Source organism: Afipia clevelandensis ATCC 49720 (assembly GCF_000336555.1).
GTDB lineage: Bacteria > Pseudomonadota > Alphaproteobacteria > Rhizobiales > Xanthobacteraceae > Afipia > Afipia clevelandensis.
In genome coordinates this window covers 2,999,155-3,022,156 of the sequence record NZ_KB375281.1, presented here as the reverse complement: position 1 = coordinate 3,022,156, position 23,002 = coordinate 2,999,155, and the positions used below count along the sequence as shown (strand labels likewise).

Below are 23,002 nucleotides of genomic sequence, written 5' to 3'. Positions count from 1 at the left end.
ACTTCCGGGTTTTACTTGCCGGAAAACTTCGTGAATTCCTGAACCACGCGCTCATAGACCGGGCGCTTGAACGGCACGATGAGTTCGGGAAGATTCTGCATCGGCTCCCAGCGCCAGTCGATGAACTCGGCCTTGTGACCGGCGGGCGCGGCGACATTGATCTCGCTGTCCTTGCCGGTGAAGCGCATCGCGTACCATTTCTGCTTCTGGTCGCGGAACCGGCCTTTCCATGCGCGTCCCGCGACCGTGCGCGGAATATCGTAGGTCAGCCAGTCGGAGACTTCGCCCAGCTTCTCGACCGAGCGCGCATTGGTCTCTTCGTAAAGCTCGCGCTTGGCCGCCGCCCAGGTGTCCTCACCCGCATCGACGCCGCCTTGCGGCATCTGCCAGACATGGGCTTGATCGACATGTTCGGGTCCGCCGACCCGGCGGCCGATGAACACAAGTCCCTCTGGGTTGATCAGGGTAATCCCGACGCAGGTCCGATAGGGCAGATCGTCGTAACGAGTCATCCTGCTAAAACCTCTGATCCCCCGACTCACGAGGCGTGTGAGTCACTTCCATGCCGCCGCTCCATGCGCTCATCGGCCGGTTCCGGCCAGCAGCGCATCTAGCTTGATTTTGGTTTGAGCATCGCTGTTGTCAACGGCACAAGGACGATACCTCTTGCCTCGAGCTGACGCGCCCACCCTGCGATCCGCTCGATGGAAATCGGCAGCGCCGAGGCAACGCCGACGGCGGTTCCGCGCTCCTTCGCAAGGTTTTCGAGCTTGCCCAGCGCCCGGTCGATTTCGGCAGGTGTCGGCACGGTGTCGATGCTGACATCGGCGCGCGCGAACGGCATGGCCTGACCTTCCGCGATCACGCCGGCGATGCTGCGGGGAGCGGTGCCGTCGTCGAGCCAGGCGAGGCCGCGCCGGGCTGCTTCCTTCACCAGCGGCTGCATCGCAGCCTCTGTCGCAACGAAGCGGCCGCCCATGAAATTGGCGATGCCGACATAGCCCTGAAACCGGCTCATATGCCACGCAAGCCGGTCGGCGTTCTGCTCCGCGGAGAGCGTGGTCAGCAATGTCTGCGGGCCGGGATCGTTGTCCGGATAGTCGAACGGCTCCATCGGAACCTGGAGCAGCACTTCGTGTTTTTGCGCGCGGGCGCGTTCGACCAGCTTGCCGGGATCGGCGCCATACGGTGTGAAGGCCAGCGTCACCGCGCCGGGGAGCTTGGCGATCGCGTCGGTGGTTTTTGCAGCGCCGACACCAAGCCCCGTGATGACGATGGCGATCACGGGCTTTTTGGCGATGGCGGCCCGGTCGGCATCGTTGCCGGCGGCGTAGGCCCGGAATGATTTCAGGCCGCCAGCGGACACCGGAATCATGCCGTAGCGCGACGGCTCCAGCAGTTTCGGATTGATGCCGGCCATCAGCGGGGTCTGTGATGGGGCCTTTTCGGACATATCGGCCGCACCCCCGCCGACAACGACGTCCTGCCGCGCGCCGCTCGAGCCATCAATGATGGTGATGGTCTGTTGGCCGGCGGGAGGTTCCTTGACCGGCGCTGCGGCCTCCTTTGTCGTGGCTGGCGCGGGGCTCGCGGATTTTGCTGTCTTCTCGCCGGGCAGGGTGGCGGGATCGTAGGACACCCGCGCCAGAGGCTCGCCGCCCAGCGGATTGTGATTGAAGATCGCGAAGCCGAGGAAGGTCACGAGAAACAACCCGCACGCGCCCACGACGGCCTGTGGGGCGCTGAACGGCAGTCTGTATCGCCGCTTGCGCGGCCGATCTTGCCCGAGCGGAGCGCTCAGATCGTCGGTTGTCACGGCGTTCAACCTCGCGAATCAATTCGCGAATCCTACCACGGTCAGGCGGAGCCGGTCGTCAAGGCTGGCGGTTCCGGTTCGCGCTCGTGCCTGCGGCCACGAAAAAGGGCGGCCCGAAAGCCGCCCCGATCCAGTCAGTTCCTGTGTCGCGGTGTCAGTTCGCGGCCTTGTTGTTGGCCTTCTCGGTCGGCGCCGGAGCCGACGTGGTCTGCTTGATGCCATGGAGGAGGTCGGCGGCCATCTTGAGCGCCTTGTCGTCCTTGGCATCCGGCGGCACGTAGGACTGCGAGCCGGTCTCTTCCTGGCCCTCGGCCTTGAGATGGCCGCGCAGCGAGGCTTCGCCCTTGGTGTCCGTCTTCGCCTTCAGGTCGTCAGGCACGTCCTGCAGCACCTCGATATCCGGGGTGATGCCCTTGGCCTGGATCGACTTGCCCGATGGCGTGAAGTAACGCGCGGTGGTCAGGCGCAGCGCGCCGTTGCCCGATCCGAGCGGGATAATGGTCTGCACCGACCCCTTGCCGAACGAGCGGGTGCCGAGCAGCGTGGCGCGCTTGTGATCTTGCAGCGCGCCGGCGACGATTTCCGATGCCGACGCCGAACCGCCGTTGATCAGTACGATCACCGGCTTGCCCTTGGCGAGATCGCCGGGCTTGGCGGTGCGGCGCTGGGTTTCCTCGGCGTTGCGGCCGCGGGTCGAGACGATCTCGCCGCGATCCAGGAATGCGTCGGAAACCGACACGGCTTCCTCGAGCAGGCCGCCCGGATTGTTGCGCAGGTCAAGGATGTAACCCTTGATCTTGTCCGGACCGATCTGGTTGGTCAGGTTGGCCATCTCGCGCTTGAGGCCTTCGGTGGTCTGCTCGTTGAAGGTCGTGATGCGGATATAGGCGATGTCATCGCTTTCGACGCGCGCCCGCACCGAGCGGACGCGAATGTTGTCGCGCGTCAGCGTGATCTCGAGCGGCTTATCCTGACCCTTACGGATGATCTTGAGCTTGATCTTGGTGTTGACAGGGCCGCGCATTTTCTCGACGGCCTGATTCAGGGTCAGACCCTGCACCGCTTCATCGTCGAGATTGGTGATGATGTCATTGGCCATGATGCCGGCCTTGGAGGCCGGGGTTTCGTCGATCGGCGAGACCACCTTGATCAGGCCGTCTTCCATCGTGACTTCGATGCCGAGGCCGCCGAACTCGCCGCGGGTCTGCACCTGCATGTCGCGGAAGCTCTTCGCGTCCATGTAGCTGGAATGCGGATCGAGGCCGGTGAGCATGCCGCTGATCGCGGTCTCGACCAGCTTGCTGTCGTCAGGCTTCTCGACATAGTCGCTGCGCACCCGCTCGAACACGTCGCCGAACAGATTGAGCTGACGGTACGTGTCAGACGACGCAGCCCGCGCGGTCGATCCCATCAGGGTCGCACGCGGCTGTGTGAGGAAGAGAGTAGCCGCGGCGCCTGCTGCGGCGCTGAGGAGAACCAGGGAAGTCTTGCGCATCATCCGCGAACCTTTTGGCCTTCACTTGCGGCCCACCATGGACCAGAATCGATTGGAGTGCCGTCCTTACGGAACTCGATATAGAGCACAGGCTGGCTAGACGAAGCTGCCAGAATTGACGCGACCTGAGACGTGGTCCCCATGGTCGCGACCGGTTCTCCAGTCAGAACAAACTGCCCGATCGTGACCGAAATACGTTCCATCCCGGCGATCAGGACATGATACCCGCCGCCCGCATTGAGGATCAAGAGTTGTCCGTAGCTGCGGAACGGGCCCGAGTAAACAACCCAACCATCACAAGGTGTTGTGACCTGCGCCCCGGGTCTTGTCGCGATGGAAATGCCCTTTTCCTGGCCTCCGGCGCCGTCGGAACCGCCAAAACCGCGGATCCGGGTGCCGTTAACCGGAATCGGCAAAAGCCCCTTGGCCGAACTGAAGGCGACGGCGGGGCTGAGGCGGGCGGGGTCTTTCAGCGCGGCCAGATTAGGCTTGCCGTTCGGCGTGCTCGGAGTGCCCTTTAATTCGGCAGCCGCGGCAGCCTTGGCCGCCGCCTTAACCTCCTGCTCCATCTTGGCGATCAGGTCCTGCAGCGTCTCGGTCTGTTTGGAAAGCGCGACGGCGCGCTGGCGCTCCGCCTCCATGTTTTTCTCGGTGTCGGACTGCTGTTTCTGGCGCTCCTGCACCAGTGCGGCGAGGCGGGTGCGATCCTCATTGAGCCTGTCGCGATCCGCCGCCAGCCGGTCGCGCTCTTGCGCGATATTCTTGCGCAGGCTGACGAGTTCGCCGAGGTCACTGGCGAGCTTCGCGGCGCGCGCGCGCATGTCGGGCACGACCGCGCCAAGCAGCATCGCGGTGCGCAGCGACTTCAGCGCGTCTTCCGGCCGGACGAACAGCGCAGGCGGCGCGCGGCGCCCGGCGCGCTGCAATGCTGCGAGCACTTCGGCGATTTCATCGCGGCGCGATTCCAAGGCGGCGCGAATCTGCAACTCGCGCGCATCCAGCGGACGCAAACGGCCCTCGGTGTCGGCCATCTTGCCTTCGACATCGCGCACCTGCGCGGCAATGCCGATCAATTGCTGATTGAGCTTGGTGCGATCCTGGCCGATGGCGGCGATATCGGCCTTGAGTTTCTGTTCAAGCTCCGCAGCTTTCTTCTGCTGTTCGCGGGCTGCTTCCAGTTCCTGCGTGCGCTGCCTGATCGCTTCGGGATCGGGAGCCGCAACCTGTTTGCTCGCGGTCTGCGCATTCGCGGCGTCAATTCCTGCAACATGCAACGCCGCCAGCATCACGGACAGCGGCAATGCCGCGCCACGCGTCAGCCGCCGCAGACCTGCGGGATTAGTCGCTTCGGAAACCGTCGCTTTGACCACGGGCAGTTTGATCTTTCGAGATCGGATGATGGGCCTCAGGCTTCCGAAAACCACAGATTGCATTTCGGGAGCTTGTCCTACGCGCGATGGTACGGATGGCCGGATAATATGGTCGCGGCCCGGTAAATCTGTTCCAGCAGCATGACCCGCACCATCTGATGCGGCCACGTCGCCTTGCCAAATGCAACGCTCAGGTTCACCTTGCGCCGCAATTCAGGCGAAAGTCCGTCCGCCCCGCCGATCAGAAAAACAGCAGTGGGAACCGATTCGTCGCGCCAACGCCCAAGATGCCGCGCGAAGGCGGCGCTGTCGATGGTTTCGCCGCGCTCGTCGAGGGCAATGATGGACGATTTGTCAGGGATCAGCGCCGAGATCGCGGCGGCTTCATCGGTCATGCGGGCTGCAGCCTCGCGCGCCCGGCTTTCCGGAATTTCATGGATTTCGAGAGAGCGAAAACCGAGCTTGCGGCCGATATCGTCGAACCGGTCGCGATATCGTTCGGCAAGCTCCCGTTCCGGACCTTGCTTCAGACGGCCGATGGCGATGACGACAATGCGCATGGCGCGCAAACTAGCATGCGCGCAAACGCATGAACACGCACCGCTTCAACGCTCCTAGCGCGCCCTCTTCACCGGCTTGTCGGAGTCCCACATCTTTTCGAGATTGTAGAACTCGCGGACTTCCGGCCTGAACACATGAACGATCACATCGCCGGAATCGATCAGCACCCAGTCGCAATTGGGCAGTCCCTCGATATGAGGGGCCGGGGCGCCGCTTTCCTTGAGGCCCTTGGCGACATTCTCCGCGATCGCGCCGACGTGACGGTTGGCCCGTCCCGAAGTCACGATCATGTAGTCGGTGATGGAGGATTTGCCGCGAAGGTCGATGGTGACCGTTTCTTCCGCTTTCATGTCGTCGAGGCGGGAGAGGATCAGGCTGAGTGTTTCGTCGGCATCAGGCCGCGCCTTGAGGGCGGGGGCCGGGTCGGCGGACACAGGCATCGCTTTGGCACGAGGCTTGGACGAGGCGGTTTTGGACAATACAGATGTGGTCAGGGACCATTCCTTTCACTGTATCGCGAGCGCCGAATCTTGGCGCCCACTGTGATCATACGCATGTGGGGTTAACGGTTTCAATGTTCCAGACATGGCCGCGATGATTTGCGCTGTGCTGTTGCCGGAAAACGTCATTGCGGGCCGGTGTCCTTCCAACTCCCGTCCGGGTTCCGCAGGCGCGTGGAGGACAGGCTCGATTTCAGGCCGGTCAGGAATGCCCAGGCCGGCGCACGGCGGCTCGCGAGCAGGCCCGCATTCCGTTCATCGACCCGATAGGGCATCAGCGTCTGCGCGGCAACAGAGGCGAGGGCGCGGAAGCTGTCGGGCGGACGGTCGACCACCGCAATCGGCACCATGCTGGCGATGTTCTGCCAGCGCTCCCAGCGATTGAACTGCGCGAGATTGTCAGCGCCCATGATCCAGACAAAGCGCACGCCGGGACACCGGCGCCGCAAGTAGGAAATCGTATCTGCAGTGTAGCGGGTGCCGATGACGGTTTCGAGACAACTGATGTCGATGCGCGGATCGTGCGCGACCTTCGCTGCTGCGGCCATGCGCTCGCGCAGGTCATGCAGCGCGCCGTTGTTCTTGAGCGGATTGCCCGGCGACACCAGCCACCAGATGCGGTCGAGATTGAGGCGCTTGAGTGCAAACAGGCTGATGGCGCGGTGTGCTTCATGCGGCGGATTGAACGATCCGCCCAGCAGCCCGATCCGCATGCCGTCGGCATGAATCGGCAACGCGCGCGGCAGACGTGCTTCGCTCACGGGCGCGCAAGTCACGGACGTGTTTGTCCGGTGCCGTGCACGCGGTATTTGAAGCTCGTCAACTGCTCCGCGCCGACCGGGCCGCGCGCATGGAATTTGCCGGTGGCAATTCCGATTTCCGCGCCGAAGCCGAATTCGCCGCCATCGGCGAACTGCGTCGAGGCGTTATGCAGCACGATGGCTGAGTCCACCTCGTTGAGGAATTTCTGCGCGACATTCGCGTCCTCGGTGACGATGGCATCGGTGTGGTGCGAGCCGTAGCGTGCGATATGCGCCAGCGCGTCGTCGACGCCGTTGACGACCTTGGCCGAAATGATCGCGTCTTCGTATTCGGTTCCCCAGTCGTCTTCCGTGACAGGCTTCACGCGCGCGTCGACCTTGCGGATGTCGTCGCCGCCACGCACTTCGCAGCCGGCATCGAGCAACATGGTCACCAGCGGCTTGAGTTGCGCCTCCGCCGCCGCCTTGTCGACCAGCAGCGTTTCCGCCGCGCCGCAGACGCCGGGACGGCGCATCTTCGCATTGAGTACAATGGTCTTGGCCATGTCGAGCGATGCAGCCTTGTCGATGTAGACATGATTGACGCCGTCGAGATGGGCGAACACCGGCACACGCGCTTCATCCTGCACGCGGGCCACAAGCCCCTTGCCGCCGCGCGGCACGATGATGTCGATCGCGCCATCGAGGCCGCCGAGCATCAGGCCCACCGCCGCACGGTCGCGAGTCGGGACCAGCGCAATGGACTCTTCAGGCAATCCGGCCTTGCGCAGGCCTTCGGTCAGACATTGATGTATCGCGCGGCACGAGCGGAAACTGTCCGAACCGCCACGCAGGATCACGGCGTTGCCGGACTTCAGGCACAGCGCGCCGGCGTCCGCTGCGACATTGGGGCGGCTCTCGAAGATCACGCCGACCACACCGAGCGGCACGCGCACGCGCTCGATGGTCATGCCGTTCGGGCGCGTCCAGGTTTCGGTGACCTTGCCGACGGGATCGGGAATCGCGCGCACCACGTCGATGCCGTCGGCCATCGCGTTGACGCGCGCCTGCGTGAGTGCAAGCCGGTCCACGAAGGCGCTGCTCATACCGCCGGCTTTGGCTTCAGTGACGTCTTCAGCATTGGCAGCCAGAATCTGCGCCGCATGGGCGCGGATTGCCTGAGCCATGGCGGACAGCGCCGCGTCCTTCTGCTCGCTCGAGGCCAGCGCCAGCATGCGCGCCGCGCGGCGGGCGCCGGCGCCGAGTTCGGTCATCAGCCGTGCCAGGTCGGAGGCGGCCGGGTCTGAAGCGCTATCGAGAGCTTTGAGCGGAGCGGACATGTCGCACTACGTAAGGTTCAATTTCCGTAAGGCCATGCTCTAGCACAGAAATTTTGGCCGGGCGAGGCGTCGGGAACATGGCTGCCAAACACCGGGATTCGCGGCTCGGCCAATGGCCGAGGGCGCTGCTAGGTCATTGGCCGGGTTGTTATTTCGCGCTCTCGGTCCCGCCGCGCGGGCCACCCACCACCAGATCGTCGCGATGAATCATCTCGGCCCGGCCGCTGATCCCGAGGATCTGCGCAGCATCGGAAGATGACCGGCCCTTGATCAGTTCGGCGTTCTCCGCGTCGTAAGCCACAAGGCCGCGCCCGATTTCATGGGTGTCCGGGCCGCGCACGATCACGGCATCACCGCGCGCGAACTGGCCATCCACCCGGATCACCCCGGCGGGGAGCAGGCTCTTGCCGGCGCGCAGCGCCGCGACGGCGCCCGCGTCGATGGTGAGCGTGCCCTTCGGCTCCAGCGATCCTGCGATCCAGCGCTTGCGCGCGGTGACCGGATTGGCGGGCGTGAGAAACCATGTGCAGGGTCCGCCATCGGCGATGGCCTGCAGCGGGTGCTCGATCTTGCCCGACGCAATGAGCATATGCGTGCCCGCGCTGGTTGCGATCTTCGCAGCCTCGATCTTGGTGCGCATGCCGCCGCGCGATAGTTCGGATTCCGCCGCGCCCGCCATGGCTTCGATGTCGGCGGTGACGGCTTCGACAACCGGGATGAGCTTCGCGTTCGGATTGGCGGAGGGCGGCGCGGTGTAGAGGCCGTTGATGTCCGACAGCAGGATCAGAAGATCCGAACTGGTCATGGTGGCGACGCGCGCCGCGAGACGGTCGTTGTCGCCGTAGCGGATTTCGTTGGTGGCGACGGTGTCGTTCTCGTTGATCACCGGCACCGCGCGCCATTCGAGAAGTTTGGCGATGGTCGAGCGTGCGTTGAGATAACGGCGGCGCTCCTCGGTGTCCTGCAACGTGACCAGAATCTGTCCCGCGCCAATGCCGTGATCGCCAAGCACGCCGGACCAGATGCGCGCGAGCTCGATCTGGCCCACCGCGGCGGCGGCCTGACTTTCTTCCAGCTTGAGTGCGCCGCCCGGTAGCTTGAGGCGGCTGCGACCGAGCGCGATCGAGCCGGACGACACCACGAGCACATCCTTGCCTGCTTTGTGAAGCTTGGCGATATCGGCGGCGAGCGCGGCGAGCCAGCTTGCGCGGACTTCACCGGCTGCGGAATCAATCAGCAGCGACGATCCGACCTTGACGACGATGCGGCGGAAATTCTGAAGTTTGGGATTCGACATCGGACAACAGCGTGACGTGATCGTGATAAAATGCGTGCGAAAGTTTCAGCGGCCAAGTGGCGACCAGCCCGACGGCTGTTCCGGTTCTGGTTCCTGTGCGGACTCGGTCGCCTTCTTTGCGTTCGCCGAAACCGGGGCTTCCCCGATCAAGGCCAGCAACGCGCGCAAGGCTTCGGGCACGCCCTCGCGCGAGACGCTCGAGAGCAGCAGCGGCGTCTTTTTCGCCGCGCGCTTCAGCCTGGCCTTCTGGTCTTTCAGATGCTCGGGTGAGACTGCGTCGATCTTGCTCAATGCCACGATCTCGGTCTTGTCGGCGAGATCGGCGTCATAGGCTTCGAGTTCGGCACGGATGGTCTTGTAGTCCTTGCCCGCATGTTCGGATGTCGCATCGACAAGATGCAGCAGCACGCGGCAGCGCTCGACATGGCCGAGGAAGCGGTCGCCAAGTCCTGCGCCTTCATGCGCGCCTTCGATCAGGCCGGGAATGTCGGCGAGCACGAATTCGCGCCCGTCGGTGCGCACCACGCCGAGTTGCGGATGGAGCGTTGTGAACGGATAGTCCGCGATCTTCGGCTTTGCCGCGCTGACCACCGACAGGAAGGTCGACTTGCCCGCGTTCGGCAATCCGACAAGGCCGGCATCTGCGATCAGTTTCAGCCGCAGCCAGATCCAGCGCTCTTCGCCCGGTTGCCCGGGATTGGCATTGCGCGGCGCGCGGTTGGTCGAGCTCTTGAAGTGCGCATTGCCGAAGCCGCCATTGCCGCCGGTCGCCAGCACGAATTTCTCGCCTACCTTGGTAAAGTCGTGGATCAGGGTTTCGCGGTCTTCGTCGAAAATCTGGGTGCCGAGCGGCACCTTGAGGACGATGTCCTTGCCGCCCGCGCCATGGCGGTCGGAGCCCATGCCGTTGCCGCCCTTCTGCGCCTTGAAGTGCTGCTGGTAGCGGTAGTCGATGAGGGTGTTGAGGCCGTCGGCGACCTCGATGATCACGTCGCCGCCGCGCCCGCCATTGCCGCCGGAGGGGCCGCCGAACTCGATGAACTTCTCGCGGCGAAATGCCACGCAGCCGTTTCCGCCGTCGCCGGAGCGGATATAGACCTTGGCTTCGTCGAGAAATTTCATCGGGTGTCCGTTATGCCGCGACCGGCAAAAGCCCGGCTTTTCCGGCAGATCGCGCTTTTGTGTCAGGCCAGTGTATGCGCCATGGGTGGGCGAGCGGCAACCCATTCATGCAGGATATGGCGACAAAGCCTGCATTTGTAACGGTTGCCGAACCGCCATTCGCCTTCTAAACGACGTCCTCCGCGCGCTTTTTTGACGAATTAACGCTATCCGGCAACGCCCCCATGTCCGTGCTTGCAAAGATCTCCGCCGACGCCGGGAACCGGTCCGCCACGCTTGCGGGCATCGCGCTGATGCTGCTTGCGGTCTGGATGTTTTCGTTCGGCGATGCGCTGGGGAAATTCATCGTCGCGACCTATTCGGTCGGCCAGTTGCTTCTGCTGCGCGCCGCCGCCAGCCTCGTCCTGCTGTCGCCGGCGATCTGGCAGAATCGCGCCGCGTTCCGGACCATCCAGCGCCCCGGACTGCAGGTGGTTCGTGTGGTGCTGTCGACACTGGAGGTCGCAGCATTTTTCGCGGCGTCGGTTTATCTGCCTCTCGCGGACGTCATCACCTACTATCTTGCAGCCCCGATTTTCGTTACCGCGGCGTCGGCGATCTTCCTCGGCGAGAAGGTCGGCTGGCGGCGCTGGAGTGCGATCATGGTCGGTTTCGCCGGCGTGATGATCGCGTTGCGTCCGTCCACACAGGCGTTTAGCTGGCCGGCGATGATCGCGCTGGCCGGCAGCGCGTCATTCGCCGCGCTGATGATCATCACCCGTTCGTTGCGCGGTACGCCGGACGTGGTTCTGACCACGGCGCAATTCTGCGGAACGCTGCTGTTCGGCATCGTGGTTGCGCCGTTCGGCTGGATCACGCCGAGCCTGCCGGACTTCGGATTGTTCGCCGTCGCGGGCTGTATCTCCATCGGAGCGGCGATGTGCGTCAACCGCTCGCTCAAGCTGGCGCCCGCCAGCGTTGTGACGCCTTACCAGTACACCATGATCATCTGGGCGGTGATCTTCGGCTATGTCGTCTTCGGCGACGTGCCCTCAGCGGCGATGCTGGTGGGCGCCGCGGTCATCATTCTCGCCGGCCTCTATATTTTCCTGCGCGAGCGCGATCTCGTGCGGGAGGAGCCGGTGGTGGTGCCGCCGCCGGGCTGACTCCCAGGGCGAACTTTCAAGGCAAACTCGCAAGGCTCTGCTTCAAAGCATGGCCGCGCGAAACGGGCTGCGTTTCTGGCGGTTGCGCGCGGACCGGTTGCTTTCTAATCAGGACCGATTGCGTTGTGCGGTCATTGCGTTGTCTTTCATCCTGTCCAGCGCCTGCCATTGCCGATGAATTTTCCGCCTCGCTTTTTTCGCCGCACGACGCCGCTGTCGTCCGCGCTCTCCGGCATTTTGTTCATGCTGGCGGCGATGACAATCTTTTCGCTGGTCAATGTCTTCAGCAAGATGATGGTGGCGGCCTATCCGCCGGCGCAGCTCTTTTTCATTCGCGGGTTCGGGGCGATTGCGACGTTGCTGCCGTTTCTCGCGCGAGAGAATTTTGCCGCTGTGCGCAACGTGCCGAGACCCGGCTTGCAGGTGTTGCGCATGATGCTGTCGGTTTCGGACGGCATGCTGTTCTTCACTGCGATCAAATATATTCCGCTCGCCGACGCCACCACTTGCTATCTGGCCGCGCCGATTTTCGTCACGGCGTTTTCGGCGATCTTCCTGCGCGAGCATGTCGGCTGGCGGCGCTGGAGCGCCGTCGCCGCGGGCTTTGTCGGCGTTCTGATCGCGCTGCGCCCGACCGGGGCTGCGATCTCCTGGCCAGCGCTGATCGCGCTGGCGGGGTGCCTGTGCCAGTCGATCTTCATGATCGTGACACGCTATGTGCGCGGCACCTCCAACATCTTCCTCGCGACCACGCAGGTGGTCGGTTCATTCGCGTTCGGAGGGATCGTTTCGGCCTTCATCTTTGTCCAGCCGACATGGATTCTGGTGGTGGCGCTGCTGATCAGCGGCGTGGTCAACGTCGCCGCCGTGCTCTGTCTCAATCGCTCGCTGATTCTCGCCCCGGCCAGCGTGGTCGCGCCGTTTCAGTACACGATGATCGTCTGGGCCATTGTGCTCGGCTTTCTGGTGTTCGGCGATGTGCCATCGGCGAACACCATGCTCGGCGCGGGAATCGTTGCCTGCGCGGGAATCTATATTTTCATCCGCGAGCAGAAGGTGACCCGCCGCGAGCCGGAGCCCAATCCGCCCACGGTGGTGTGACCCTAGCGGTCACTCTCGCCGCTCGCACCTCAGAATATGACTCAAAAGGCGACGAATTTGTTCGATGAGTGGAGGCAAGATATCTTTTCCGTCATGCCCGGGCTTGTCCCGGGCATCCACGCCTTGTGAAAGCAGCCAAAAGACGTGGATGGCCGGAATAAATCCGGCCATGACGAACCTTAGCTACAGTCCGTCACTCGGGATGACGAAACGAATGTCACCGCCTGGTCGAGTTGTGCCAGCTCTTGATCGACGACCACACGCCGCGCTCCAGCTTGAAGCGGTCGACCGGTGTCGACGATCCAAGCGCGAGAAATCGGTGCAGTTCGACGCCGGTCCACTGGAAGCCGCACTTCTCCAGCACATGGCGTGACGCAGGGTTCAGCACGCGGGCGCCTGCCAGCAACTGGTCGATGGCGAATTCCTCGAAAGCGTAGTCGATGACGGCACGCGCGGCTTCCGTGGCATAGCCCTTGCCCCAGTGCTCGACACCGAAGCAGTAGCCGAGTTCCGGCGCGCTTTCGTCTTCCCAGCTCACGCCGACCAGCCCGACCACCGTGCGTTCGCGCTCGACCAGAAACACCGTGTCGATGGTGGCGGCGATGGTAGTGACGAAGCTGATGGCATCCTCGGCCGTATAGGGATGCGGCACGCGGCGCAGATTGATCGACACGCGCTTGTCACCCACGACATGCGCAATGGCTTTTACGTCCGCGAGTGTCGGCTGACGAAGGACCAGCCGATCGGTCTCGAGGACGACGGCTCTTGATTCCCGCAAGGTGGGTGTCGGCTTTTCCAGCAGCATGGTCAGGCTCCTTGATGTGCTCGCCCCCCACGAGCGCAAACGAAAAGGGGAGGCCGGTTTACCCGTCTCCCCTTTCGAGCCTTCTGGCGCTCTGCCGGTTCAACGAGATCCGGCAGACGCGATGTGTCTACCGTTTATTCAGCCGCGTCCACCATCGGAAGAACCGAGATGTACGTGCGGCCGTTGGCTTTGGCGCGGAATTCCACGCGGCCTTCGACCTTGGCGAAGATGGTGTGATCGGTGCCCATGCCGACGTTCTGGCCAGGGTGCCAGGTCGTGCCGCGCTGGCGGGCAATGATATTGCCCGGAATCACATGCTGACCGCCGAACGCCTTCACACCGAGGCGCTTGCCAGCCGAGTCGCGCCCGTTGCGCGAAGAACCGCCTGCTTTTTTGTGAGCCATCGCTCCGTCTCCAAACTTGTGTCTAGTCTATAGACCGATTCCTTGACGGAATCATTTCACTTTTTGTCGCTCTTTGCCTTCGGCGCAGCCTTCTTGGCGGGAGCCTTCGCTGCAGCCTTCGGAGCTGCGGCTTTCTTGGCCGGAGCCTTCTTCGCAGCCTTGGCAGGAGCATCACCCTCAGCGGCTGGTGCTTCGGCCTTTGCCTTCTTCGGGCGCGGACCCACGCTCGGGGCCTTGCCGTCGGTCAGAATCTCGGTGACGCGGATCACCGTGATTTCGTCGCGATAGCCGCGCTTGCGCTTTGAATTCTTGCGGCGGCGCTTCTTGAAGGCGATGACCTTCGCGCCACGCTTGTGGTCGAGCACTTCAGCCGCCACCGACGCGCCGCTGACGAACGGAGCACCGAGGACCGGCGTGTCGCCGCCCACCACCAACACTTCACCAAGCTGCACGATCGTGCCGACATCGCCGGCGATCTTGCCAATCTCAAGGACATCATCCGGAACGACGCGGAACTGCCGGCCGCCGGTTTTGATGACTGCGAACATCGTTTTTATCCTTCGTGTTCAATCCCGGCGCTCGGATTGATCCGGGCCGGCTTCTTGTTCAGTCGCTAAGGGTTCAATGATCTGCGTCGCTACGGCGTCGAGGCCATGCCACGCAAAAACAAACGGCGCGAGAAACTCCCGCGCCGGGTTGCGGGTGTTATAGCCGGGGCGACCGGTGAGTCAAGGAAAAGTGCCCGGAAAACCGGCCATTTTCGCGTGGTTTGGGCCGATTTTCCGGGCGTTTGAGCGCTGGCGCGCCGCCGGGTCATCCGGTGCCCGAAACCTTCCTGTTCCCTCGCCGTTATCCCCGGCAACAGACAAGGGGCTTTCTGGATGGCTGAGGACACGCTGGCAACCGCCGGGATTGGCAAGCATGGGGCGGCGCGGCTGCCGTCCGTGGATATCGACAGCTACAATATCGAGCTCAAGGACGAGGACGGCTTCCTGGGTGACCGCGCCAGCAAGGGCGCGTTTCAGAATATTCTCGATAAGTGGCGGAAACCATTAAAGAAAAATGACGAAGACCCGTTCGGTGCGAAATCGACCGAGGACATCAGCAAGAAGACCCTGGACAGCATCCTTGTGGGCGACGACGTCGAGGCGGCGGCGCTGGTCCATAGCGCGATCGAGGAATTCGCTCAGGAACTGGCCTATGTCACGTCCCGCTTTCTCAAGACCAAGGCGTGGGACAAGACCGAGGCGATCATTGTCGGCGGTGGTTTCCGGCAAAGCCGGATCGGCGAGCTGGCGATTGCCCGGGCCGACATCATCCTCAAGGCCGATGGCGCGAAGGTCAGCCTGATCCCGATCCGCTTTCATCCCGATGAGGCGGCGCTGATCGGATGCGCCCATCTGGCGCCGTCGTGGATTTTCGAGGGCCACGACAGCATCCTTAGCGTCGATATCGGCGGTACCAACATTCGCTGCGGCGTGGTTGAGACGCGCCAGAAGAAAACACCGGACTTGTCGAAGGCGTCGGTGTGGAAGTCCGAGCTCTGGCGCCACGCGGACGATGAGCCGACCCGCGAAGGCGCGGTGAAGAAGCTGGCGAACATGCTGAAGGGATTGCTGAAGGAAGCGGAGGAGGAGGGCCTGAAACTTGCGCCGTTTATTGGCTTGTCATGTCCCGGCGCGATCAACGCGGACGGCTCCATCGAAAAGGGCGCGCAGAATCTGCCGGGAAACTGGGAGAGCAGTAAATTCAATCTGCCGGCAAGTCTGATCGAGCTGATCCCCACCATCGGCGATCACGATACGGCGGTGCTCATGCACAACGATGGCGTGGTGCAGGGATTGAGCGAAATTCCCTTCATGCAGGATTACGCGCGCTGGGGCGTGTTGACCATCGGCACCGGTCTTGGCAACGCGCGCTTCACCAACCGCAAGAAAGCCGACAAGGCCGAGGCGAAGGACAAGAAAGCCAAGGATAAAAAGGCGTCGTAGCGGTCTTCGCGAGACGATGCTTCAGTCAGCAGTATGTTTGGAAGATGCCGTGCGAATGTTTCCGACGAAAATGCCCAGCCAGCGTAAATCGCGAGAGCTGCTGCGGCGGGCGGGAGACCAGAGTCGCAGAACGAAAAATTGCAGGCTGAGGGCGGTCTTGCGGCGCAAGGTTGGCGGCAGATGCGCGCTGACGGCAATTTCTCCGCCGGAGAATGTCGGCCTCAGAACTAAAAGTCTCCAGCCGCTGGCGATGGCGAAGACTTGCCATCGCGGCGACCGGACCGTGACGCGGAGAACGTCGCCGAACTCCTTTTCCGGGCTTCTGGAAAGGCAAACGGATGACAGCCGGGCCGCAGTCCAGCGGCCTGTGCTTTCCTGATAGTGCCATCCGGTCGGATACGAGACTTCATCGTCCCGGCTGCGCGGGCCGCTGGTTCTCGCGTCCACAAATCCGGTCGCGAAAAGCCGCCACATTTTTCCGAGCGCGCGCGTGAACGGCAACTCGGCATTCTGAGGGCTGGAACGTCGGACAGATTGCAGCAGCCGAACCGTCTCCGTAACGGCGGTGTGCTGCTTGTCTTGCTTTCCGCGATACCTTGCTTCCAGCCGGTCGGAAAACGTCATCGGGGCGGACTTAAGTTCGTCCCATGCAGTTTGTGGAACGTCGATCGTGGTTTCTTTCTGAAGGGTTTCGAGCGCATGCCGGGCAAGTGCGCCAAGCCGGAAGTCAAGTGCGGTTCTTGCGAACAGGCGCCAGTCGAGATTATTACCGGCAAATTTGCTGATCAGGAAAGCGTCGGCGATCCAATCGTAAGACACACGAGTATCCGCCTCGCCGCCATGAACCAGGCAGTGAAGCAGCATGTGCTCGGCGCAGGGAATGTGGGTCTGCTGGCCATAGACCACAACAGGACGGGCATGCTTGAAAAAGCGGTCCGTCAGTTCGAGGCTCGTGACTTCACGCAGCGGGCGCCAGTGCAGGTCGATAGCGTCCTGTAGCTTGTCGGGAATCTCAAACGTCAGCCCGTGAAACGATTCCCGCTCGGGTTCACTCAACGCGGCCCAGTTTGCCGGAACCGTACGCATGCCTTCCCGCTCAATCGCTTCAAAGGCGACGTGTTTATCCCGGTCTGCAACGAGAAGATCGCAATCGCCCATCTGCCGTGTGCTGAGATCGTCGGTGATCCCGGCCATGAGGGCACTCCCTTTGAGCAGAACGGAGGAGACGCCCCTGCTGTTCAACTGACCGAGCAGACGCGCGCAGAGATCGACCCGGTAGCTGTTTCTGATCCAGGTATAGCGGCTGATGCCTTTCAGGCGGCCCGCAACATCCTTGTCCGGAATACTTCGTCCGATATTCTTGTAGATCAGCGGGACGAGGCGTATGCCCGCGCCATCGATATCGTCGAGCCTGACTTCATTCTGCCAGGCCTTGAACGACTCCAGCGCTTTGGGCGGGGCATCGAGCGCCGCCGACAGGATGAGTTTCTGTCTCGAGTTCAGATAGGACATAAGGCGGAAAACTGGCGGGAGAAATGCATTGAAGAATGATATGCTCTTACTGACTTGCGATACTAAACTTTATACTAGTCGCGACGTCCCATGTCGCTCTGTTTCATCGTAGCCAATGAATATCGTTGTTATGGAATCAACAAGACTTTCGCGACATAGGAACCGATGAGATCCTGACGCAACAGCTCGAGACGCGCCTGATCGCGCAGGTCAGCGGCGCGCTGTGATAACCGGAAGAAGCCAGTTCTTTTCCTCCGAAGTGATTGAAGGTATTAATATATTATATGCGGTTGGTCCCTTCTTGATCCGCACGTCGGCTCACTTGGTTTCCGGCAAGCGCCTGACGTAGCAAAACGGGGAGCGGCCAGGCTATTGAACCATGGATTTGCGGGCAAGATTTCGGCCTTTTTTAATGTTTTTCGCTCGTCCGCCATGGCATTTGATGACGTCTCATTTCTGCGGAGCAGAACCGTGCAGTACTACACAACAGAAGTACCGAAGATCATCAGCAAGGAATTCGATGACGAAGTGGTGCTCGCGAACTACGACAGCGGCCTCTATTACAGTCTTGCCGACAGCGGCGCCAAGGTGTGGCTGGCGTTAAGAGCCGGAGCGTCCGATCAGAGCATCATCACCGCATTCGCCGGCAAATTTCCCGCGGCGGCGGACGTTGAAGCAAGCGTCCGCGCGTTCATCGCGCACCTTGTGCGCGAAGGCCTGATCGTCCCGGCCGACAGCGGGGATCAAAACGCAGGTCCGTCGCTCGACCTGCTGCACGAATTTCAGGCTCCGGTGCTCGATCGGTTCGATGACCTGAAGGAACTGCTGCTTCTCGATCCCGTTCACGATGTCGACGAAGCTGGCTGGCCCGTCAAGGCGGACGATGTCCGCTGACAGACAACTATCGCGATCCGTCGATGAGATTTTTCAGAGCGAGATTTTTTCCCGCGCAGAATGCCATTTTGTTCGCTGCGGATCGCTGACGCTTTCCCTGAAATTTGCTTCGCCGGACCTCGCGGATATTTTCCTGCCGTCGTTTCTTTCGGGTGACGATCAAAGGGCCGATCTGACGGTGGCGGTTGCAGGCGCCAAGGATGTTGATCTTTCCGGCATCGTCCCGGTACCCCGCGACAGACCTCGTACATTTGCAGGCGAGGCCGGCTACGCTGCTTGGCAGCCTGGAGAGAAAGACGTTCTTTCGCTCCTGAATTTTGAATCGAAGCGGGCGCTGATCTGGCTCCCTCAGGATGCTCCTCCCGCATGGTATGCAAGCCGCCCCGGGCTTCCTCTCGTTCATGCGCTGACGAAGGATACTGCGTGGAGTGCCGTGCATGGTGGTTGCGTTGGTCGCGAAGGACGCTTTCTGCTGCTCGCGGGCAAGGGAAAGTCCGGGAAGACCACCGCGTCTCTCGCCTGCGCGCGTGCGGGCTGGGATTATGCCGGAGATGATTTCGTGTTTGCGAATACGGACACCGGACAGGTCGAGCCGTTGTTTGCGACCGCGCGGCTTCGCATAACCGCGGCGTCGGAGTTTACGGGCCTGCTCAACACCGCCGCCGAACTCTCTCACGATGACGGCGATGCGCGGCACGAGTTGCGCCTTGGCGGCGCATTCGGCCAGCATCGTTTGAGAGGCGGGAAGATCGCAGCGATCCTGCTGCCGCGCCGGCTTGGCTCCGAAAGGCCGGTTTTTTCTTCGGCGCGTCGCTCCGATGCGTTCGCGGCGCTGCTGCCGCACACATCTGTCGGTCTTCTCGGCTGGCCCGACAAGACGACCCGCAAGGTCGCGGCCTTGGTGGAAAAAGCTCCGGCCTTTTTTGTGGATACAGGGACCACGCCCAACTATATTCCGGACGCGTTCCGGGATTTTCTTGATCGAGTGTAGTGCCAGATGACCGTCACGAGCGTCATTGTTCCGGTGCGAAACGGAGAGCGCTTTATTGCCCAGGCGATAATGTCGGTCACGGCTCAATTGCAGGATGATGACGAAATCCTGGTTGTCGATGATGGCAGCACCGACAATACGTGTGAGATTGTCCGGCGTATTGGAGATTCGCGTATCAGAATTCTTCCCGGCCTTGCGAAGGGTGTCTCATCCGCGCGCAATATCGGGCTGGACCATGCATCGGGGGAATTTATCTGCTTTCTCGATCATGACGATGCATGGCCTGAAGGTCGCCATAAAAGTTTTCTCGAAGTTATGCGGCGCCAGCGGGACTGCGACGCTGTCTATGGGCGGATGCACGTTATCGTTGAAGCAGACGCCCTCAGTTCGTCCCACTCGGTCTCGTGGGAGGGGCAGTATATGTCTGCGCATATCGCAACAGGTCTTTACCGCCGCAACTTGATTGATCGCGTTGGCCACTTCGATGAGGGCATGCATTTTGGCGAAGACATTGATTTCTCCATAAGGCTCGCCGAGGCAGGCATGCGGGAAGTTCGCGTCGACATCATCAGCCTTTGCTACCGTCGCCATGCCGGGAATGCTTCGAATGACCTGCTCAAGATTCGGGAAGGAATCTCGGCATCCCTCATCCGGAAACTGCGGCGGGCCCGACAGCCGGGCAATCCGCGATGACGCAGGTGTCGGTGGTCATGGCGGCGTACAACGCCGAACTGTATGTCGCCGAAGCCATTGACAGCGTGCTGCGGCAGAGCGTGCCTCCAGCCGAGGTGATTGTTGTCGATGACGGGTCGACCGACAGCACCCGGGCCATCGTCGAGAGTTTCTCGCCGCGCGCGACGCTTGTCACGCAGGACAACCGTGGCCAGACCGCGGCCCTCAACCGTGCGATCGGCATGGCGCGGGGAGAGTTGCTTGCATTCCAGGATTCCGACGACATCTGGGCCGAAGAGAAGCAGGCGCGACAACTCGCGGCTCTTCAGACGGCTCCGGAACTGGGCGCCGTCTTCGGGCTGATGAAGCAGTTCATCAGCCCTGATGTTCCGCTGGAGCGCAGACCCGCGATGCAGCCCGCCGCGGACATCGCCCCGGGGGAGATTCGCACCTGCATGCTCATTCGCAGGTCCGAGTTCGACAGGATCGGCGCGTTCGATCCCTCGTATCGCGGCGGCGTCTCGTTCGTGGAATGGCTCGGCCGCGCGAAGCAGATGGGACTTGCGACCAGAATGCTGGATCAAGTGATCGTCCACCGCAGGCTGCACCAGAACAATTACGGACGCACGAGCACCGGGGAAAGGGATGAGGAAACCATGAATGCCCTGCGGAGCATCATCCTTCAGCACAGGAACAAGCCCCGGTAGCGGCGGCCTGCCTGCGGCGGAACGGGGCAAGACGGCCGAATTTGCCTCTTTAACGGCTGGTCCGCTGCATTGGCTTCCCGGTCCCGCGATTCCGGGACCGGAAAACCTCTCCAGCGCCTTGTCTGGACGGGAATCCTCGCATAGAACTCCGCCCAACCCGGCGGTCACGCCGTCTTGGCGCCTGGAGAGGTGGCAGAGTGGTTGAATGCACCGCACTCGAAATGCGGCATAGGTGCAAGCCTATCGGGGGTTCGAATCCCTCCCTCTCCGCCAAACACAAATAGCTTTTTGATTTTCCTGTAAAAAACACCGTAGCGGCGGTTCGCCGCGCATGATGGTCCGCAGTCAGTGTCCCTTGCGGTGCTTCTTCTTCGGCTTCTTGCCGAAAGCCGGCTTCTCGACATCGGGCCATTCCTTGCGGTTTGCCTTTTTGCCGGTTGGCAGATTTTTGCCGCGCGCCGGCGCGTTCTCGAAACGGCGTGCGTCCTCACCTTGAGGCTTGCCGCCGTGCTTCGGCTTGTCGTAGCGCGGCTTATCGTCGTAGCGCGGCTTGTCCTCGCGGCGCGGCCTTGCACTGAAGTCTCCATCCTCACGAGCCGGCTTGCGCGGGCGCTTGTCGAAAGCCGCGGTCTCGCCCTGTGGCCCGTCCGGCAATGCCTCGATGCGGATATTGTCTTCCTTGTCGGGTCGTTTGATCTTTGCAGTGAACCCATCGACGGCGTTGGCGGAAATCTGAAACTCGGTGCTGCTGCCGTAAATGCGGATGGCGCCGATGTCCTGCTTGCCGATTCCGCCGCGGCGGCAGATCATCGGCAGCAGCCAGCGCGCTTCGGCATTCTTGTTGCGGCCGATCGCGGCGCGAAACCACATGCTGCCTTCCGGCATCTCGGCCCGCTTCGCTTTTGACTTCTGCGCACGATCATCACTGCGGGGCTCGCGGCTGTCGCGCTTTGAGCCGCGCTCGTCGCGTGAGCGCCCCTGTCCCGGATCGAGAATGTCTTCGGGCGCGGGAAGGCGTGAGCGATAGAGCCGCGCCAATGCCGTTGCGATGTCTTCCGCCGACCGCTCTGCGAGCAATGTCCGCGCCAGCACAAGATCGTCTTCGGTCGCCGCCTCGCCGAACAGTCCATCCTGCAGCATGCGCTGCTGGTCCAGCGCGCGGATTTCCTCAACGGTAGGCGCTACACCCCAGGCCGCTTCAACGCCTGCGTGATCGAGCAGAAATTCTGCGCGCTTCCGCCGCGCCGGCACGACCAAGAGGACGCTGACGCCTTTCTTGCCGGCGCGTCCGGTGCGGCCGGAGCGATGCTGCAGCACCTCCGGGTCGTTTGGCAGGTCCGCATGAATCACGAGACCGAGATTGGGCAGGTCGATGCCGCGGGCGGCGACATCGGTGGCCACGCAGACCCGCGCGCGGCCGTCGCGCAGGGATTGCAGTGCCTTGGTGCGCTCGTTCTGGGTCAGTTCGCCGGAGAGCGCGACGACAGAGAAGCCCCGCTCCAGGAGTGCAGCCTGCAGATGATTCACCGCGTTGCGGGTGTTGCAAAACACGATGGTGGTCGGCGATTCAAAGAAGCGCAGGACATTGACGACCGCATGCTCGACATCGCCGGGGGCGATGCGGATGGCGCGGTACTCGATGTCGGCGTGGCCACCGTCACCACCGGCGACCTCGATGCGGAATGCATCCTGCTGATACTGCTTTGCCATCGTAATGATGGTGCGCGGCAGGGTTGCCGAGAACAGCAACGTCCGCCGCGTCTCGGGCGTCGTCTCCAGGATGAATTCCATATCCTCGCGGAAGCCGAGATCGAGCATTTCGTCGGCTTCGTCGAGCACGACCGCTTTCAGCTCGGTGACGTCGAGACGCTTGCGGCGGATGTGATCGCACAGCCGGCCCGGCGTGCCGACCACGATATGCGCTCCGGCTTCGAGTTCGCGCTTTTCACGCTGCGGGTCCATGCCACCGACACAGGATACGACGCGCGCGCCGGCATGGGCGTACAGCCATTCCAGTTCGCGATGAACCTGCAAGGCGAGTTCGCGGGTCGGCGCGACGATCAGCGCGAGCGGCGATGCGGCGCGCGGCAGGCGCTCGGCGTCACCCATCATGTCACTTGCGATTGCGAGCCCGTAAGCGACCGTCTTGCCTGAGCCGGTTTGCGCCGACACCAGAAGATCGCGGCCGATGGCCTCGGGCGCGAGCACGGCCGTCTGGACCGGCGTTGCGTCATGATAGTTGCGCTCGGCCAGAGCACGGGCGAGCGGCGGACTTGCAGGCAGGGATTTCACGAACGTCAGACCTTGATTGGCGGGATCGCCAGAAACAGCCGAGACGCAGCGGTCATCGCTCCCGAAGGGCGTGACCGGACTGAGGCATCGGCGCGAGGATGAATTGGATGTGCTTTAGGGCAGTTGCGGCAAAAGCACCAACGAATACTGTGATGCCGAGGCTTTTGGTGGCCGTTTGCGGCGGTTTTCGGACCGAAACAGCTATCGGCGGCTCGAAAGCTCGCAAAACAGCGCCGATTCAACGAAA

General features: G+C 62.4%; 22 protein-coding genes and 1 tRNA gene. 8 read left to right on the top strand and 15 right to left on the bottom strand.

The window, feature by feature from the left end; all coding sequences use genetic code 11:
- Window positions 1-11: 11 nt before the first annotated feature.
- From HMPREF9696_RS14430 to obgE, 10 genes are all read right to left on the bottom strand, one after another.
- The gene (locus HMPREF9696_RS14430; protein ID WP_002713769.1) at window positions 12-512 is read right to left on the bottom strand and encodes an RNA pyrophosphohydrolase; all 501 of its coding nucleotides are present in this window, start codon (window positions 510-512) and stop codon (window positions 12-14) included.
- Window positions 513-610: 98 nt separating this feature from the next.
- On the bottom strand, window positions 611-1,816 hold the full coding sequence (locus HMPREF9696_RS14425) for a divergent polysaccharide deacetylase family protein (RefSeq protein WP_002713768.1): 1,206 nt from the start codon (window positions 1,814-1,816) through the stop codon (window positions 611-613).
- Window positions 1,817-1,970: 154 nt separating this feature from the next.
- The gene (locus HMPREF9696_RS14420) at window positions 1,971-3,314 is read right to left on the bottom strand and encodes a S41 family peptidase (protein WP_002713767.1); all 1,344 of its coding nucleotides are present in this window, start codon (window positions 3,312-3,314) and stop codon (window positions 1,971-1,973) included.
- The gene (locus tag HMPREF9696_RS14415) at window positions 3,311-4,744 is read right to left on the bottom strand and encodes a murein hydrolase activator EnvC family protein (protein ID WP_002713766.1); all 1,434 of its coding nucleotides are present in this window, start codon (window positions 4,742-4,744) and stop codon (window positions 3,311-3,313) included. Before HMPREF9696_RS14415 ends, HMPREF9696_RS14420 begins: the two co-directional genes overlap by 4 nt.
- Before the next feature lie 14 nt (window positions 4,745-4,758).
- Window positions 4,759-5,241, bottom strand: a complete 483-nt coding sequence (gene rlmH / locus HMPREF9696_RS14410) for a 23S rRNA (pseudouridine(1915)-N(3))-methyltransferase RlmH (RefSeq protein ID WP_002713765.1) — start codon at window positions 5,239-5,241, stop codon at window positions 4,759-4,761.
- 54 nt (window positions 5,242-5,295) lie between these two features.
- Window positions 5,296-5,682, bottom strand: a complete 387-nt coding sequence (rsfS, locus tag HMPREF9696_RS14405; protein WP_002713764.1) for a ribosome silencing factor — start codon at window positions 5,680-5,682, stop codon at window positions 5,296-5,298.
- A 185-nt stretch (window positions 5,683-5,867) separates the two neighbouring features.
- Complete coding sequence (locus HMPREF9696_RS14400) at window positions 5,868-6,503, bottom strand: nicotinate-nucleotide adenylyltransferase (protein ID WP_081602408.1); 636 nt, start codon at window positions 6,501-6,503, stop codon at window positions 5,868-5,870.
- A gap of 11 nt (window positions 6,504-6,514) precedes the next feature.
- A complete protein-coding gene (locus HMPREF9696_RS14395) occupies window positions 6,515-7,822 on the bottom strand; it encodes a glutamate-5-semialdehyde dehydrogenase (RefSeq protein WP_002713762.1) in 1,308 nt (435 codons plus the stop codon).
- Window positions 7,823-7,970: 148 nt separating this feature from the next.
- Entirely contained in the window at window positions 7,971-9,119 is a 1,149-nt protein-coding gene (gene proB, locus HMPREF9696_RS14390; RefSeq protein ID WP_002713761.1) for a glutamate 5-kinase, read from the bottom strand.
- Window positions 9,120-9,164: 45 nt separating this feature from the next.
- Window positions 9,165-10,241 (bottom strand): GTPase ObgE, encoded by a 1,077-nt coding sequence (obgE, locus tag HMPREF9696_RS14385; RefSeq protein ID WP_002713760.1) that lies wholly within the window; start codon window positions 10,239-10,241, stop codon window positions 9,165-9,167.
- A gap of 224 nt (window positions 10,242-10,465) precedes the next feature.
- Here obgE and HMPREF9696_RS14380 point away from each other — a divergent pair, with 224 nt between their 5' ends.
- Entirely contained in the window at window positions 10,466-11,386 is a 921-nt protein-coding gene (locus tag HMPREF9696_RS14380) for a DMT family transporter (protein WP_002713759.1), read from the top strand.
- Window positions 11,387-11,560: 174 nt separating this feature from the next.
- Window positions 11,561-12,487, top strand: a complete 927-nt coding sequence (locus tag HMPREF9696_RS14375) for a DMT family transporter (protein ID WP_002713758.1) — start codon at window positions 11,561-11,563, stop codon at window positions 12,485-12,487.
- Window positions 12,488-12,704: 217 nt separating this feature from the next.
- On the opposite strand, the gene HMPREF9696_RS14370 is transcribed toward HMPREF9696_RS14375, so the two are convergent.
- The 3 genes from HMPREF9696_RS14370 to rplU all read right to left on the bottom strand — a co-directional run bounded on the left by HMPREF9696_RS14370 (window position 12,705) and on the right by rplU (window position 14,244).
- Entirely contained in the window at window positions 12,705-13,292 is a 588-nt protein-coding gene (locus HMPREF9696_RS14370; RefSeq protein WP_002713757.1) for a GNAT family N-acetyltransferase, read from the bottom strand.
- A gap of 134 nt (window positions 13,293-13,426) precedes the next feature.
- Complete coding sequence (rpmA, locus tag HMPREF9696_RS14365; RefSeq protein WP_002713756.1) at window positions 13,427-13,696, bottom strand: 50S ribosomal protein L27; 270 nt, start codon at window positions 13,694-13,696, stop codon at window positions 13,427-13,429.
- Between the two features lie 56 nt (window positions 13,697-13,752).
- Window positions 13,753-14,244, bottom strand: a complete 492-nt coding sequence (gene rplU, locus HMPREF9696_RS14360) for a 50S ribosomal protein L21 (RefSeq protein WP_002713755.1) — start codon at window positions 14,242-14,244, stop codon at window positions 13,753-13,755.
- A 333-nt stretch (window positions 14,245-14,577) separates the two neighbouring features.
- Between rplU and HMPREF9696_RS14355 the strand changes: the two genes are divergently transcribed.
- The gene (locus HMPREF9696_RS14355) at window positions 14,578-15,687 is read left to right on the top strand and encodes an ROK family protein (protein WP_002713754.1); all 1,110 of its coding nucleotides are present in this window, start codon (window positions 14,578-14,580) and stop codon (window positions 15,685-15,687) included.
- Between the two features lie 21 nt (window positions 15,688-15,708).
- Here HMPREF9696_RS14355 and HMPREF9696_RS14350 read toward each other — a convergent pair whose 3' ends face one another.
- Window positions 15,709-17,199 carry a nucleotidyltransferase family protein gene (locus HMPREF9696_RS14350; protein ID WP_002713753.1) on the bottom strand — a complete coding sequence of 497 codons (1,491 nt, stop codon included), beginning with the start codon at window positions 17,197-17,199 and terminating at the stop codon, window positions 15,709-15,711.
- A 471-nt stretch (window positions 17,200-17,670) separates the two neighbouring features.
- Between HMPREF9696_RS14350 and HMPREF9696_RS14345 the strand changes: the two genes are divergently transcribed.
- The 5 genes from HMPREF9696_RS14345 (at window position 17,671) to HMPREF9696_RS14325 (ending at window position 20,736) form a co-directional block, all read left to right on the top strand.
- Entirely contained in the window at window positions 17,671-18,093 is a 423-nt protein-coding gene (locus HMPREF9696_RS14345; protein WP_002713752.1) for a PqqD family protein, read from the top strand.
- Between the two features lie 178 nt (window positions 18,094-18,271).
- Window positions 18,272-19,084, top strand: coding sequence for a hypothetical protein (locus HMPREF9696_RS14340; protein ID WP_157170032.1), 813 nt, complete (start codon window positions 18,272-18,274; stop codon window positions 19,082-19,084).
- A 6-nt stretch (window positions 19,085-19,090) separates the two neighbouring features.
- Window positions 19,091-19,777 (top strand): glycosyltransferase family 2 protein, encoded by a 687-nt coding sequence (locus HMPREF9696_RS14335; protein WP_002713750.1) that lies wholly within the window; start codon window positions 19,091-19,093, stop codon window positions 19,775-19,777.
- Window positions 19,774-20,463, top strand: coding sequence for a glycosyltransferase family 2 protein (locus tag HMPREF9696_RS14330; protein WP_002713749.1), 690 nt, complete (start codon window positions 19,774-19,776; stop codon window positions 20,461-20,463). Before HMPREF9696_RS14335 ends, HMPREF9696_RS14330 begins: the two co-directional genes overlap by 4 nt.
- A 183-nt stretch (window positions 20,464-20,646) precedes the next feature.
- Window positions 20,647-20,736: transfer RNA gene (locus HMPREF9696_RS14325), tRNA-Ser, on the top strand.
- A 72-nt stretch (window positions 20,737-20,808) separates the two neighbouring features.
- Here the strand turns inward: HMPREF9696_RS14325 and HMPREF9696_RS14320 are convergent.
- Entirely contained in the window at window positions 20,809-22,755 is a 1,947-nt protein-coding gene (locus HMPREF9696_RS14320) for a DEAD/DEAH box helicase (protein WP_002713748.1), read from the bottom strand.
- Between the last annotated feature and the right edge of the window lie 247 nt (window positions 22,756-23,002).